Origin of the sequence: Kutzneria sp. NPDC052558, from assembly GCF_044547355.1 — a bacterium.
Classification (GTDB): Bacteria; Actinomycetota; Actinomycetes; order Mycobacteriales; family Pseudonocardiaceae; genus Kutzneria.
In genome coordinates, this window is the sequence record NZ_JBIUAG010000014.1 from 32,670 (window position 1) to 46,166 (window position 13,497).

General features: G+C 71.7%; 14 protein-coding genes. 3 read left to right on the top strand and 11 right to left on the bottom strand.

What is annotated here, in order from left to right:
- Positions 1-4 precede the first annotated feature (4 nt).
- The 5 genes from pcaG to ACIG5F_RS24960 all read right to left on the bottom strand — a co-directional run bounded on the left by pcaG (position 5) and on the right by ACIG5F_RS24960 (position 4,061).
- Positions 5-559, bottom strand: coding sequence for a protocatechuate 3,4-dioxygenase subunit alpha (gene pcaG / locus ACIG5F_RS24940; RefSeq protein ID WP_396521276.1), 555 nt, complete (start codon positions 557-559; stop codon positions 5-7).
- Complete coding sequence (gene pcaH, locus ACIG5F_RS24945) at positions 556-1,269, bottom strand: protocatechuate 3,4-dioxygenase subunit beta (RefSeq protein WP_396521278.1); 714 nt, start codon at positions 1,267-1,269, stop codon at positions 556-558. The genes pcaG and pcaH overlap by 4 nt, the downstream gene beginning before the upstream one ends.
- A 10-nt stretch (positions 1,270-1,279) precedes the next feature.
- Positions 1,280-2,461: a thiolase family protein gene (locus tag ACIG5F_RS24950; protein WP_396521280.1), complete on the bottom strand. Its 1,182-nt coding sequence runs from the start codon at positions 2,459-2,461 to the stop codon at positions 1,280-1,282.
- Positions 2,458-3,186 carry a CoA-transferase subunit beta gene (locus tag ACIG5F_RS24955; RefSeq protein WP_396521680.1) on the bottom strand — a complete coding sequence of 243 codons (729 nt, stop codon included), beginning with the start codon at positions 3,184-3,186 and terminating at the stop codon, positions 2,458-2,460. The genes ACIG5F_RS24950 and ACIG5F_RS24955 overlap by 4 nt, the downstream gene beginning before the upstream one ends.
- 77 nt (positions 3,187-3,263) lie before the next feature.
- Positions 3,264-4,061 carry a CoA transferase subunit A gene (locus tag ACIG5F_RS24960; protein WP_396521282.1) on the bottom strand — a complete coding sequence of 266 codons (798 nt, stop codon included), beginning with the start codon at positions 4,059-4,061 and terminating at the stop codon, positions 3,264-3,266.
- Positions 4,062-4,193: 132 nt separating this feature from the next.
- Here ACIG5F_RS24960 and ACIG5F_RS24965 point away from each other — a divergent pair, with 132 nt between their 5' ends.
- The 3 genes from ACIG5F_RS24965 (at position 4,194) to ACIG5F_RS24975 (ending at position 7,997) form a co-directional block, all read left to right on the top strand.
- On the top strand, positions 4,194-4,979 hold the full coding sequence (locus ACIG5F_RS24965; protein ID WP_396521284.1) for an ESX secretion-associated protein EspG: 786 nt from the start codon (positions 4,194-4,196) through the stop codon (positions 4,977-4,979).
- A gap of 17 nt (positions 4,980-4,996) precedes the next feature.
- Positions 4,997-5,437 (top strand): GNAT family N-acetyltransferase, encoded by a 441-nt coding sequence (locus tag ACIG5F_RS24970; protein ID WP_396521286.1) that lies wholly within the window; start codon positions 4,997-4,999, stop codon positions 5,435-5,437.
- 310 nt (positions 5,438-5,747) lie between these two features.
- Entirely contained in the window at positions 5,748-7,997 is a 2,250-nt protein-coding gene (locus ACIG5F_RS24975; RefSeq protein ID WP_396521288.1) for a hypothetical protein, read from the top strand.
- 160 nt (positions 7,998-8,157) lie between these two features.
- Here ACIG5F_RS24975 and ACIG5F_RS24980 read toward each other — a convergent pair whose 3' ends face one another.
- The 6 genes from ACIG5F_RS24980 to fabG all read right to left on the bottom strand — a co-directional run bounded on the left by ACIG5F_RS24980 (position 8,158) and on the right by fabG (position 13,448).
- The gene (locus ACIG5F_RS24980) at positions 8,158-8,676 is read right to left on the bottom strand and encodes a PadR family transcriptional regulator (RefSeq protein ID WP_396521290.1); all 519 of its coding nucleotides are present in this window, start codon (positions 8,674-8,676) and stop codon (positions 8,158-8,160) included.
- Between the two features lie 412 nt (positions 8,677-9,088).
- Positions 9,089-9,886 carry an enoyl-CoA hydratase gene (locus ACIG5F_RS24985; RefSeq protein ID WP_396521292.1) on the bottom strand — a complete coding sequence of 266 codons (798 nt, stop codon included), beginning with the start codon at positions 9,884-9,886 and terminating at the stop codon, positions 9,089-9,091.
- An 81-nt stretch (positions 9,887-9,967) separates the two neighbouring features.
- Positions 9,968-10,420: a MaoC family dehydratase gene (locus ACIG5F_RS24990; protein WP_396521294.1), complete on the bottom strand. Its 453-nt coding sequence runs from the start codon at positions 10,418-10,420 to the stop codon at positions 9,968-9,970.
- 13 nt (positions 10,421-10,433) lie between these two features.
- On the bottom strand, positions 10,434-11,525 hold the full coding sequence (locus ACIG5F_RS24995) for an acyl-CoA dehydrogenase family protein (RefSeq protein WP_396521296.1): 1,092 nt from the start codon (positions 11,523-11,525) through the stop codon (positions 10,434-10,436).
- Complete coding sequence (locus tag ACIG5F_RS25000; RefSeq protein WP_396521298.1) at positions 11,522-12,694, bottom strand: acyl-CoA dehydrogenase family protein; 1,173 nt, start codon at positions 12,692-12,694, stop codon at positions 11,522-11,524. The genes ACIG5F_RS24995 and ACIG5F_RS25000 overlap by 4 nt, the downstream gene beginning before the upstream one ends.
- Entirely contained in the window at positions 12,687-13,448 is a 762-nt protein-coding gene (fabG, locus tag ACIG5F_RS25005) for a 3-oxoacyl-ACP reductase FabG (protein WP_396521300.1), read from the bottom strand. The genes ACIG5F_RS25000 and fabG overlap by 8 nt, the downstream gene beginning before the upstream one ends.
- Positions 13,449-13,497 lie beyond the last annotated feature (49 nt).

A 13,497-nucleotide genomic window follows, 5' to 3' on the forward strand; every position in this document is an offset into this window, starting at 1 on the left:
TCCCTCACAGGTCGAAGAAGACGGTTTCCCCGTCGCCCTGGAGACGGACGTCGAACCGGAGCTCGTCGCCGTCCTGGTGGGCGATCAGGGTGGGCCGCAGCTCGGCCGGCACCGCCGACAGCACCGGGTCGGCGGCGTTGGCCTGCTCCTCGTCGGGCCAGTAGATCCGGGTGACCAGCCGTTGCAGCAGGCCCCGGGCCAGCACGGTGACGTCGATGTGCGGGGCCTCGGCGCCGCCGTCGGGCGTGGGCAGCGGACCGGGTTTGACCGTGCGGATCCAGAACCGGCCCTCGGCGTCGGTGGCCGAGCGGCCGAAGCCGCGGAAGCCCTCGTCCACCGCGCCGCGCGGGTCGTCGGGGTGGTCGAAGCGGCCGGTGGGGCTGGCCTGCCAGGTCTCGATCATGGCGTCAGGCACGGGCTGGCCGGCTCCGTCGTAGACGACGCCGCGGATCACCACCGCGCCGGGCGTGCCCTCGGCCACCACGCCGGGGCCGTCGGGCCAGGGCAGGCCGTCCGGCAGCGCGAAGAACGGGCCGACGGTCTGGGAAGGCGTCGTCATTCGTCGTCCTCCTCGTCCTCGAACACGCTGGCGTCGCTGCCGCGCAGCACGATGTCGAACTTGTACGACAGGGCCCACTCGGGCTGGGTGCTGTCCAGGTCGAAGCGGGAGATCAAACGCTGCCGGGCCTGCTCGTCGCGCACCGAGTTGTAGATCGGGTCGAACGGGAACAGCGGGTCGCCCGGGAAGTACATCTGGGTGATCAGCCGCTGGGTGAAGGCCCGGCCGAACAGGGAGAAGTGGATGTGCGCGGGCCGCCAGGCGTTGTGGTGGTTGCGCCACGGGTAGGCGCCGGGCTTGATGGTGACGAACCGGTAGTGACCCTGCGCGTCGGTGACGGTTCGGCCGACGCCGCTGAAGTTGGGGTCGAGCGGGGCGTCGTGCCGGTCGTTGTCGTGGGCGTAGCGGCCGGCCGAGTTGGCCTGCCACACCTCCACCAGCGTGTTCGGCACCGGCCGGCTGTTGGCGTCCAGCACCCGGCCGCTGACGATGATGCGCTCGCCCAGCGGCTCGCCGATGTGCTGGCGGGTCAGGTCGTGGTCGAGCTCGCCGATCCGGTCCGGGCCGAGCAGCGGGCCGGTGATCTCGGTGAGGTGCTGGGGGATCAGCTGTAACGGCCGGTGCGGCGCGCGCAGCACGCTGGACCGGTAGGGATCGCTGGAGTTCGGCGGATGCGACTCGATGTCGGACGCGTAGTGCGGCAGTTTCACGGCTTCTCCTTCACGCTTCGAGGACCACGGCCAGGCCCTGGCCCACGCCGATGCAGATGGCGGCCAGGCCCCAGCCGCCGCCGCGGCGGTGCAGCTCCCAGGCCAGCGAGCCCAGGATGCGGGCCCCGGAGCAGCCGAGCGGGTGTCCGATGGCGATGGCCCCGCCGTTGGGGTTGACGATGGTGGGGTCCAGCTCCGGCCACAGTTGCAGGCAGGCCAGGGACTGGGCGGCGAAGGCCTCGTTGAGCTCGACCACGCTCAGGTCGGACCAGCCGATGCCGGCCCGGGCCAGGGCCCGGTTGGCCGCCTCGACCGGGCCGATGCCGAAGAACTGGGGCTCCACGCCGTGCGCGGCCCGGGCGGCGATGCGGGCCAGCGGCCGGCCGCCGAACGAGTCGATGCCGGCCTGGTCGGCGATCAGCAGCGCGGCCGCGCCGTCGTTGAGCGGGGAGGCGTTGCCGCCGGTGATGGTGCCGTCGGGGCGGAACGCCGGCTTGAGCCGGGCCAGCTTCTCCACCGAGGTGTCGGGGCGGATGGTCTCGTCCCGTTCCAGCTCGGCCCCGGGCGCCGGCACGATCTCGTCCGCGAACACGCCCTTCTCCCAGGCGGCCGCGGCCTTGTGGTGGCTGCCCGCGGCGAACGCGTCCTGGGCCTCGCGGCCGATGCCGTGCTTGTCGGCCAGGATCTCGGTGGCCTCGCCCAGGCTGACCGTCCACTGCTCGGGCATGAGCGGGTTGACCATGCGCCAGCCCAGGGTGGTGGAGTGCAGCGTCTCGTGGGCGCGGTCGAAGGCGTGGTCGGGCTTGGGCAGCACCCACGGAGCCCTGGTCATCGACTCCACGCCGCCGGCCACGCAGATGGAGGCGTCGCCGACCGCGACCGCGCGGGACGCGCCGATCACCGCCTCCATGCCGGAGCCGCACAGCCGGTTGACCGTGCTGCCCGGCACCGACACCGGCAGCCCGGCCAGCAGCGTGGCCATCCGGGCCACGTCCCGGTTGTCCTCGCCGGCCCCGTTGGCGTCGCCCAGCACCACGTCGTCGACGCGGGCCGGGTCGAGCCCGGGGTTGCGGGCCAGCAAGGACTTCAGCGTGCCGGCGGCCAGGTCGTCGGGGCGGACCTTGGCCAGGCCGCCCGCGTACTTGCCGATGGGGGTGCGGACCGCGTCCGCGATGAAGACGTCGGTGGTCATGACGCCGCCTTCAGGGCCCGCAGCACGGACAGCTCCTGCTCGGTGGGCGCCTCCGACCGGCTGAGGTCGGGGGAGACGCCCAGGTCCCATCCGGTGGCGGCCTTCACGTCGGCCGGCTCCACCCCGGGGTGCAGGTGGGTGAGCACGAACTCGCAGGTGGTCGGATCCGGTTGCAGCACACCGAGATCGGTGATGATCCGGCGCGGGCCGCCGCCGCGCAGGCCGAGCTCCTCGCGCTGGCCGGGGCCGCGGCCGAAGCCGAACGAGGTGACGAAGTCGACCCGGTCCACGAAGGCGCGCTGGCTCTGCCGCACCACCACGATGACCTCCTTGCAGGAGGCCGCGATCTCGGGCGCGCCGCCGGCCCCGGGCAGCCGCACCTTGGGGTTGCGGTAGTCGCCGCCGATCAGGGTGGTGTTGATGTTGCCGAACTTGTCGATCTGCGCGGCCCCCAGGAAGCCGACGTCGATCCGGCCCGGCTGGAGCCAGTAGTTGAACACCTCGGGCACGCCGATCACCGCGTCCGCGGTCTCGGCCAGGATGCCGTCGCCGATGGACAGGGGCAGCCGGTCCGGCTTCGCGCCCAGCGTGCCCGACTCGTACACCAGCACCAGGTTGGGGGCGTGGGTGCGGCGGGCCAGGTTGGCGGCGGTGCTGGGCAGGCCGATGCCCACGAAGCAGACCACGCCGTCGCCCAGCGCCCGCGCCGCGGCGACGGTCATCATCTCGTCGGCGGTGTAGCTCACGCTGCCTCCTTGGTCGGCAGCGCGAGAAGCGTCGCGGTGCTCGATGGTTCGCTCGCTCACTTGAGGTCCTCCAGCCAGCGCGTGAACTCCTCGCGGTCCCTGCTGATCGCGTCCCATTCCTGGTAGAAGTCGTTGTCCCGGACCGAATAGCCGGCCGCGTAGGAAGGATGCGCGCCGCCGGGCACCGCCGCCACGTGGCCGACCGCCCAGGACGGCAGCACGATCGCGCCCGGCACCGGCGTCAGCTCGTCGACGATCTCCTCCACGGTGACCAGCGAGCGGGTGGCGGCCAGCACCGCCTCCTTCTGCACGCCGGTGATGCCCCACAGCTGCACGTTGCCCTCGCGGTCGGCGCGCTGCGCGTGGATGACCGCCGAGTCGAGCTTGAGGGCCGGCACCGCGGTCAGCACCTCGCCGGTGAACGGGCAGGTGATCGGCTTGATGTTGTCGGTCTGGGCCGGCAGGTCGGTGCCGCGGTAGCCGCGCAGCACCGCGAACGGCAGGCCCGAGGCCCCGGCCACGTACCGGTTGGCCATGCCGGCGTGGCTGTGCTCCTCCAGCTCCAGCGGGGCCGGCCAGTCGTGCTGGACGGCGTCGCGGAACCGGTGCAGCGAGCCCACGCCCGGGTTGCCGCCCCAGGAGAACACCAGCTTGCTGGCGCAGCCGGCGCCGATCAGCTGGTCGTAGATGACGTCCGGGGTCATTCTCACCAGAGTGAGGCCGCGGATCCGCTGCCGGATGACCTCGTGCCCGGCGGCGAACGGGATGAGGTGCGTGAAGCCCTCGAACGCCACCGTGTCGCCGTCGTGGACGACCGCCGACACCCCCTCGGCGAGGGTCCCGATCCGAGCCATCTGCGCTCTCCTCGGTGTTCGTAATGCGCACATCGGTTCTCTCTCCGAACATACTGCCGGGTGCGGGCGACGTCAATGTGGGGCCGCCGTTCCACCCGTAAGGACCTGCGATCTGCGGTAGCTTGGGTCGCGATGTCACCGATCGTCACTGTCTCGCTGGCCGCGTTCGACATGCTCTGGGAGGAGCTGCGGCTGGGCGCCCCGCCGTATCCGTTCCAGGTCCCCAGCTACGGGGAGACCTATGAGGAACGGTCGCGTATCCGCGCCGCCGTGCACGCCGACCTTGAGGAGCGGGGGGTGACCGAGCGGGGCCGGGTGGCCGGGCCGGTCGCCGCCGCGATGGCCCTGGTGGCCCGGCCGCACATCCAGCTCGACACCATCTCCACCGTGGACGTGCGCGAGCCGGCGGCCATGCTGCGGGCCTGCGCGGCGGCGCGGGGCCGGGACGCCGTGCTGGCCGTCCAGGAGGGGCAGACCGTCCGGCTGGAGTGGACCCGGGACACCGCGCTGGCGGCCAGCGTCGTCGGCCTGCTGCCGCCGACCAAGGCCGGCCCCGGGCGGGAGGTCTCGCTGCCGGCCGCCCTGGTCGGCGGGGCCGCGGACGGCCGGCCCTCGCTGCCGCCGCCGATGGCCGTCACCCGGCGCACCGCCGAGTCGGCGTCCAAGGACCAGCAGAAGGCCCTGGCCACCATGCTCGAGCCCGAGGTGCTGCGGCTGGGCCAGATCGGCGTCGGCCTGTTCGACGAGCGCGGACGGGTGCGCCGGCTGCCCGGCATGAGCTGGTTCGACAACGCCGGCGGCCGCTACTTCAGCGTCGTCTCCCGTGGCCGTGACGGCCAGAACTGGGCCACCGTCACCCCCGGCGACGGCTCCCGCATGGTCTACCGCCTCGGCGAGATGATCCGCACCGCCCGCTGATCGGCATACTCGTCGGCATGGCGATCACGATCAGGACGGCTGCCGTCGAGGACGTCCCGCGCATCACGGTGTTGTTGGGGCAATTGGGATATCCGACCGACGAGACGCGGGTGCGGACCCGGGTCGACACGTGGCTGGCCGACCCCCGCAGCGCGCTGCTGGTCGCGGAGGTGGACGGCCGGGTGATGGGCGTGGCCGCGATGCACGCGATGCAGCTGCTGGAGTACGACGGCTCCCAGGGCCGGCTGGCCGCGCTGGTGGTCGACGACTCCTGCCGTGGCCAGGGGGTGGGCCGCGAGCTGGTGGCCGAGGCCGAGCAGCAGGCGCGCGGGCTGGGCTGTTGGCGGATGGAGGTCACCAGCTCGCTGAAGCGGGACGGCTCGCACCACTTCTACCGCGCCATCGGCTACGAGGGGGCCAACGACAAGTCGGCGCGCTACCTCAAGCCGCTGGGCTGACCCGTCTGGTGGGGCCACTCGGCGTGGTGGAGGGGGTGCGGCCCAGGAGAATGTGAGGCATCGGCTACCCGGGGGCCGAGCCCCGCGCGGCACCTGACGCGCCCCACCACTCAGGCCGATGCGGCGGGCGAAATCCGGCAAGGGCGAGGCACCGGCTACCCGGGGGCCGAGCCCCGCGCGGCACGCGCGGCGAAACACGGTCTTGACACCTGTCACCCGTTTTGGTGAGCTCTGCCGAGTCGTGTTCGATTCCGTTCGGTTCTGGGCGGAGTCGTGCCGCTTTCACACCGGGGTGGAAGGAAACCGACACATGAGGAAACGTGTCCTGACCGCGGCGCTCGCCGGCCTGCTGACGATCACCGGCCTCGCCGTGACGGCTCCGACAGCTGCCGCCGGCGGCTCGCCGACGGTCACGCCGCCGCAGGGGTGGAGCAGCTGGAGCTTCGTCCGCAAGAACCCGACCGCCGCCGTCATCGAGGCGCAGGCCAAGGCCATGAAGGACAGCGGCCTGACCAAGGCGGGCTACCAGTACGTCAACATCGACGACTTCTGGTACCAGTGCCCGGGCGCGCAGGGACCCAACGTGGACCAGTACGGCCGCTGGGTGATCGACTCGACCAAGTTCCCGGCCAAGGGCGCGGAGAACGGCATCCAGGCCACCGCCGACTACGTGCACTCGCTGGGCCTGAAGTTCGGCCTGTACGCGACCCCCGGCATCTCCAAGCAGGCCGTCGCCCAGAACACGGCGATCGAGGGCACGCCCTACCACGCCGCCGACATCGCGACCTCGTTCAGCGAGGGCAACTACAACTGCGGCGGCATGGTCGGCATCGACTTCAGCAAGCCCGGCGCGCAGGCGTTCATGGACTCCTGGGCCAAGCAGTTCGCCTCGTGGGGCATCGACTACCTCAAGCTCGACGGCGTCGGCAGCCAGGACCCGCAGGACGTGCAGGCCTGGTCGACGGCGTTGCAGAACACCGGCCGCAAGATCCACCTGGAGCTGTCCAACAGCCTGGACATCAACAACGCCAAGCTCTGGCAGGACACCGCCGACGGCTGGCGCACCGGCGGCGACGTGGAGTGCTACTGCGGCGCCAACGAGTCCAGCTACCCGCTGACCACGTGGGCCTCGGTGGCCAGCCGCTTCGACCAGGTCGCGGCGTGGGCCCCGTACGGCGGGGCGAAGGGCTTCAACGACTACGACTCGATCGAGGTCGGCAACGGCGCGAACAACGGCCTGACCGTGGACGAGCGCAAGACCCAGTTGAGCCTGTGGTCGCTGGCCGCCTCGCCGCTGTTCCTCGGCACCGACCTGACCCACCTGGACCCGACCGACCTCGGCCTGCTGCGCAACGCCGACGTGGTCGCCGTCGACCAGGACGCCATCGACGCCAAGCGGATCTCCAGCGACGCCAACACCCAGGTGTTCGCCAAGACCGAGCCCAACGGCGACGCGATCGTCGGCCTGTTCAACACCGCAAACGCGCCGCGGGCCGTGTCGACCACGGCCGCCGCGCTGGGGCTGCCCAAGGCCGCCGACTACTCGTTGCAGGACCTGTGGAGCCACTCGACGACCGAGTCGACCGGCGTGATCTCCACCGACGTGCCGGCGCACGGCGTCGCCCTGTACCGGGTGCGGGCGCTGCGGCACGCCGACCTCGGGGCCAAGCCCAACACCTCGGTGTCGCTGACCTGGGACCCGGCCCCGTCCGACAGTCTCAAGCGGACCGGCGTGCTGGAGTTCGCCGACAACGGCTCGACCCCGGTTCGGGACGTTTCCCTTGCGCTGCAAGCGGCTCCGGGGGCCACCGTGACGCCGGCCCAGGCGCCGTCGCGCTCGGTGGTGTGGCCCGGCGGCAAGGTCCGGGTGCCGTTCACCGTGACGATCTCCCCGTCCGACAAGCTGTTCAGCACCGCGTCGATCAGCGCCAGCGCCGATTTCCGTTACCTGCTGGGCGGTTCGGCCACGCTGGCCGCCGGCGACTCGACCACCGTCAACCACGCGGTGACCGGGCCGTACAAGACGTTCGCCTCCACCGTGGCCCAGTTCAGCCAGCTCGGGGACAAGTTCGGGATCCAGGCCCAGGGCGCGGACCTGTGGAACACCACCAACGAGTACGGCGCGATGTACCTGCCGGGCAAGGAGCATGACGGCTCGGAGACGGTGGTGCGGATCGACTCCCAGGACTACAGCAACGTCTGGGCCAAGGCCGGCATCATGGTGCGCAACGACATCGGCGACGCCAACGGCGGCAAGGGCTTCGTGATCCTGGCCGAGACGCCCGGCAACGGCTTCCTGCTCGACTGGGACAGCGACGGCGACGGGCTGCTCGACCAGCAGGCCTCGGTGGCGACCGCGGTGTACCCGGCGTGGCTGAAGCTGGTGCGCAGCGGGACCACGTTCTCCGGCTACTACTCCACGGACGGCGTGGCGTGGACCCTGGTCGGCACCGGCGACGTGCCGTCGGCCGCGGCCACCCAGGACGTCGGCATCTACGCCATCTCCCACGCCTCCGGCACCACCGCCGAGGTCGACTTCTCCGGCTTCTCCACCAACTAACCGGATCCTTCCTCACGTGAGTGGCTCATTTGGCTTCTACGGCCACCTGAGCCACTCACGTGCGTCTGGGGCGGTGTAGGGAACGGCAAATGAGCCACTCAGGTGGGGCTGGGGGGCTACATGAGCCACTCACGTGGGTTGGGGGTCTGGGGGTGGTGGGTTAGTCGGGGATGCGGGTGGCGGCCCATTCGGACCAGTCGCGGGTCATCTCGACCATGCGGCGGCCCCACTCCATCACGATGACGCCGTAGCGGGTCGGGTCGTCGTCGCGCTCCCAGTCGATGCTGTTGGCGAGCGCGTCCAGCCGGGCGAGGTCGGCCAGGGTGCGCTCCCGGACGGCCAGCATGAACTCCTTGGCCTGCGCGCGGTCCACGGCGCCGAGCAGGAAGACCCGCAGCAGGGTCTCGCTGCGCTGGACCTGGTCGGGGACGGTCTCCAGCAGCCAGTGCCGCAGCTCGGCCAGGCCGGCCTCGGTCGGGGCGTACTCCCGGCGGCCGCGCGGGCCCTCGGCGGTGACCTCGATCAGCCCGGCCTCGTCGAGCTTGGCCAGTTCGGCGTACACCTGGCTCTTGGTCGCCGGCCACACCTGGCGCAGCGACTTGTCGAAGACGTTCATCAGGTCGTACCCGCTGGCCGGCCGCTCGCGCAGTAGCCCGATCAGGGCATGCCGAAGGCTCATCGCCGCAGCATATTCCACTGCTGACCGGTGCAGGGAGCAGTGTCGTGCGCCGACCGTCCCAACCTGGACCGTTCGACGGTCTCGGCCGCCCCGAACGCGAGCTGGTGTGGCAGGATCGAGGGCGTTAGTGCAAGCCGTGAAATATGTCGCCCGCCAAATGGTCTAAACCTATCGGTGAGAGCGCTTCCATCTGGGGCATTGCCGGGCTGTGCCGATCCGGACACACTCTGTTCAGTGGCTGGTCGTGGTCACGTGGCGGCGGGCCACGACCAGCCACCCCTTCAGTCCCGCATCACCGGGAGTGACTCAGCCCCGCTGGCCGACGCCCAGCGGGCAGTGCAGGGACACCTCCCGGGCGTACCGCCCGCTCCGGTAGCCGGCCTCGGCCAACCAGACCGTCAGGTGTAGGGGCTCACACCGTGTCAGGGTCAAGCGGCGGGAAGTTCGGGGGCCGCTTCTCCAGGTGGCTGCGCACGCCCTCGCGGAAGTCGTCCTGGGTGAACGAGGCGAGCATCAGGGCGACGGACTCGCGGCGGGCCGAGTCCAGGTCGGCTTCCAGGGCGGCGTAGACCTGACGCTTGATGACGGCCATCGACCGCGGGGAGCATGTCGCGGCCAGGTCGCGGGCATAGGCCAGGGCGGCCGGCAGGACCTCGTCCACGGGCAGCACATGGTCCACGAGGCCGATGCGGCCGGCCTCGTCGCCGAGCAGGATCCGGCTGGACAGCAGGAGATCCATGGCCCGGCTGACGCCGACCACGCGGGGCAGCACCCAGGCGATGCCGTGCTCGGCGATCAGCCCCCGCTGGGAGAACGACGTGGTGAACTTGGCGTTCTCGGCGGCGAACCGGACGTCGCAGTAGAGGGCCAGCACCAGGCCGATGCCGGCGGCGGCGCCGTTGATGGCGGCGATCACCGGCTTGCGCAGGGAAAGCGCGAAGCTGACGGGCTTGCCGCTGGGGTGGATGTCGGCCTCGGTGATGGCCGACGGGTCCACCGCGCCCAGCGCGGTCAGGTCGGCCCCGGCGCAGAAGCCCCGGCCGGCCCCGGTCAGCACGATCACCCGCACCGAGGGGTCCTCGTCGGCGGCTTCCAGCGCGGCGAAGAGCTGTTCCTCCATCGCCGGCGTCCACGCGTTCAACCGGTCCGGCCGGTTCAGGGTGAGCAGCAGCACCCCGTCGGTGTTCTCCGCCAGCACGACATCAGCCATCAGCTTCAACCCCTGCGAGTCCCGTCAGCGTCCTACCGAATGGAGGTCTGGGGCGCACCCGATCGGGTGCGCCCCAGACGGTCAAGGCACCAGCAGGGCCAGCGACTCGGCCACGCAGCCGGGCTTGGCCTCGCCCTCGATCTCCACCGTGATCAGGACCGTCACCTGGAGGCCCATCTTGTTCTCGGCGACGTCGGCCAGCTGCCCGTGGGCCCGGATCCGCTTGCCCACCCGCACCGGCTGCGGGAAGCGGACCTTGTTCAGCCCGTAGTTCACGGCCATCGACAGGCCGTCGACGTGCCACAGCTGCCCGGAGAACTTGGCCAGCATGCTCAGCGTCAGGTAGCCGTGGGCCACCGGGCCGCCGAACGGGCCCTGCGCCGCCTTCTCCAGGTCCACGTGGATCCACTGGTGATCCTCGGTGGCGTCGGCGAACAGGTTGACCTGCTCCTGCGTCACCAGGTGCCAGTCGCTGGACCCGAGGTCCTCGCCCTTGGCCGCCCGGACCTCGTCCAGGTTGGCGAACACGCGCATCGGGAACTCCTCGTCAGGCCGGCAGGTCGGCGAACACGGCCAGCGCGTCGCGGTGCTTCTCCGGCGTGCCCAGGGCCAGCTCGGAGCTCTTGGCGCGGCCCAGGTACAGGTGCACCGGGTGCTCCCACGTCATGCCGATGCCGCCGTGCAGCTGGAGCGCCTCCTCGGCCGCGTGCACGGCCAGCTCCGAGCAGAACGACCCGGCCACCGCGACGGCGATGTCCACGTCGGACCCGGTGGCCAGCGCGTCGGCGGCGGCCCGCGAGACGGCGACGGCGGAGGACACCGACGCCCACAGGTCGGCCAGCCGGTGGCGCAGCGCCTGGAAGGAGCCGATGGGCCGGCCGAACTGGTGCCGGGTGCTGACGTACTCCGCGGTGGTGTCCAGGCACCACTGGGCGACGCCGAGCTGCTCGGCGGCCAGCAGGCCGGCGCCGGTGGTGAGCGCGGACTTCAACGCCGCCGCGGCGTCGCCGGAGAGCTTGCGCGACTCCACGCCGTCGAGCTCCAGCGTCGCGATGCGACGGGTCAGGTCCAGCGGCGTGATCGGCGTGATGGTCACGCCGGCCGACGCCGTCTGCACCACGTGCAGCTCGGGTCCGTCGGCGCCGATTGCCGGCACCACAACGACATCCGCGACCTCGAGGTCCACGACGCTGCCGACCCGGCCGGTCAGCTTGCCGTCCTCGACCCGCACCGACGACGGAAAGGCCGCCTGGGGCGCGGTGGTCAGCGACACCGCCAGCGTGCCGATCCGTTGCCCCGCGGCCAGTTCCGCCACGGTCTCGGTCTCGCCGATGGCCAGCAGCGCGCTGGTGGCCAGCACGGCGCTGCCCAGGAACGGGGTCGGCGTCACCGCGCGGCCCAGCTCCTCCAGCACCACCGCGACCTCACGGGCCGACGCGCCGGCGCCGCCGAGGTCCTCCGGCACGAGCAGGCCGGCCAGGCCCATCTCGGTCGCCAGGGTCCGCCACAGGTCCAGGTCGTAGGGCTTGTCGGTCTCCACGCGGGTCAGCACCGACGTCCACGGCGACCGGTCGGTCAGCAGGTCCCGGACCGTCGCCCGAAGGTCGTTCTCGACCTCGCCGTACAGCAGGTCACTCATCGGGGCAGGTCCTTCCACGGGATGTCGACGTCGCCACGCGGTTCCTTGGGCAGTCGCAGGATCCGGTCGGCGATGATGTTGCGCAGGATCTCCGAGGTGCCGCCCTCGATCGAGTTGCCCTTCATCCGCAGGTAGCGGAAGCCGGCGTCGCGGCTGGACCAGTCGGCGTCCTTGGGCCGGCGCATCGTCCAGTCCGTGTACGCCAGGCCCTCCTCGCCGTGCAGCTCCACGTCCAGGCCGGTGATGGCCTGGTTGAGCGTGGCGAAGGTGAGCTTGGCGGCCGAGCCCTCCGGGCCGGGCTGCCCGGCGGCCAGGCCCTGGCGCAGCCGCTCGGCGGTCAGCCGCAGCGCCTCGGCGTCCACCCACAGCCGCAGCAGCCGGTCGTGCAGGCCGGGGGTGCGCAGCTCGGGGCGGTCCCGCCAGGTCTTGGCGGCCGCGCCGATCAGGCCGTCCTCGCGCTCGGCGGCGTGCGCGCCGATGGTGACGCGCTCGTTCATCAGCGTGGTGGTGGCGACCTTCCAGCCCTCGCCGACCGCGCCCAGCCGGTTGGCGTCGGGCACCCGCACGCCGGACAGGAACACCTCGTTGAACTCGGCCTCGCCGGTGATCTGGCGCAGCGGCCGGACGTCCACGCCCGGGTCGGTCATGTCGCACAGGAAGTAGGTCAGGCCCTGGTGCTTGGGCAGCGACGGGTCGGTGCGGGCGACCAGGATGCCCCAGCGGGCCACGTGGCCCATGGTGGTCCACACCTTCTGGCCGTCCACCACCCACTCGTCGCCGTCACGGACGGCGCGGGTGGCCAGGGTCGCGAGATCGGAGCCGGCGCCGGGCTCGCTGAACAGCTGGCACCACACCTCCTCGCCGGTGTAGAGCGGGCGCAGGAAGCGCTGCTTCTGCTCGTCGGTGCCGAACTTGAGGATGGTCGGCGCGGCCATGCCGTAGCCGATCACCGGCGCGGCCGGGTTGGGCTGCGGCGCGTTCGCGGCCAGGAACGCCTCGTCCACCGCCAGCTGGGCGGTGCGGGACGCGCCAAGGCCGCCCAGGCCGACCGGGAAGTGCACCCAGGCCAGGCCGGCGTCGAAGCGCGCGCCCAGCCACTGCACCGGGTCCGCGCCCGCGGTCGGGTGCTCGGCCAGGAACTGCTCGACCTTGGCCTTGAGGTCAGTCACGCGGGCCTCCAGCGACGTAGATGACCTGGCCCGACACGAAGCCCGCGCCGTCGCTGACCAGGAACGAGACGGTGTGCGCGATGTCCTCGGGCACCCCGACCCGGTTGACCGGGATCTGCTGCGCGGCCATCGTCTTGAAGTCCTCGAAGCCCACGCCCAGGCGCTGCGCGGTGGCCGCCGTCATGTCGGTGGCGATGAAGCCCGGGGCGATGGCGTTGGCCGTGACGTTGAACTTGCCCAGCTCGATGGCCAGGGTCTTGGTGAAGCCCTGCAGGCCGGCCTTGGCCGCCGAGTAGTTGACCTGGCCGCGGTTGCCCAGCGCCGAGGTGCTGGACAGGTTCACGATGCGGCCCCACTTGGCCTCGGTCATGTGCTTCTGCACGGCCCGGGTCATCAGGAACGACCCGCGCAGGTGCACGTTGATCACGGTGTCCCAGTCGCCCTCGGACATCTTGAAGATCAGGTTGTCCTTGGTGACGCCCGCGTTGTTCACCAACACGGTCGGCGCGCCCAGCTCGGCGGCCACCCGGTCCACCGCGGCCTGCACCTGCTCGGCGTCGCTGACGTCCGCGCCCACGCCGATCGCGCGGCCGCCGGCCTCCACGATCGCGTCCACGGTCTGCTTGGTCGCGGCCTCGTCCAGGTCGAGCACGGCGACGGCGAAGCCGTCGGCGGCCAGCCGCACCGCGGTGGCGGCCCCGATTCCCCGGGCTGCTCCGGTCACGATGGCGACCCGTTGGCTCGTCTCCGGCACGTGCTCCTCCTTGAGCTGGTCGGCGGTTTCCTGCGAGCATACCGACCAG

Excerpts from the sequence above, each read along its gene's own strand:
- pcaG (WP_396521276.1), bottom strand. The coding sequence starts at position 559 with ATGACGACGCCTTCCCAGACCGTCGGCCCGTTCTTCGCGCTGCCGGAC.
- ACIG5F_RS24950 (WP_396521280.1), bottom strand. The coding sequence starts at position 2,461 with ATGACCACCGACGTCTTCATCGCGGACGCGGTCCGCACCCCCATCGGC.
- ACIG5F_RS24955 (WP_396521680.1), bottom strand. The coding sequence starts at position 3,186 with ATGATGACCGTCGCCGCGGCGCGGGCGCTGGGCGACGGCGTGGTCTGC.
- ACIG5F_RS24960 (WP_396521282.1), bottom strand. The coding sequence starts at position 4,061 with ATGGCTCGGATCGGGACCCTCGCCGAGGGGGTGTCGGCGGTCGTCCAC.
- ACIG5F_RS24965 (WP_396521284.1), top strand. The coding sequence starts at position 4,194 with ATGTCACCGATCGTCACTGTCTCGCTGGCCGCGTTCGACATGCTCTGG.
- ACIG5F_RS24970 (WP_396521286.1), top strand. The coding sequence starts at position 4,997 with ATGGCGATCACGATCAGGACGGCTGCCGTCGAGGACGTCCCGCGCATC.
- ACIG5F_RS24975 (WP_396521288.1), top strand. The coding sequence starts at position 5,748 with ATGAGGAAACGTGTCCTGACCGCGGCGCTCGCCGGCCTGCTGACGATC.
- ACIG5F_RS24980 (WP_396521290.1), bottom strand. The coding sequence starts at position 8,676 with ATGAGCCTTCGGCATGCCCTGATCGGGCTACTGCGCGAGCGGCCGGCC.
- ACIG5F_RS24985 (WP_396521292.1), bottom strand. The coding sequence starts at position 9,886 with ATGGCTGATGTCGTGCTGGCGGAGAACACCGACGGGGTGCTGCTGCTC.
- ACIG5F_RS24990 (WP_396521294.1), bottom strand. The coding sequence starts at position 10,420 with ATGCGCGTGTTCGCCAACCTGGACGAGGTCCGGGCGGCCAAGGGCGAG.
- ACIG5F_RS24995 (WP_396521296.1), bottom strand. The coding sequence starts at position 11,525 with ATGAGTGACCTGCTGTACGGCGAGGTCGAGAACGACCTTCGGGCGACG.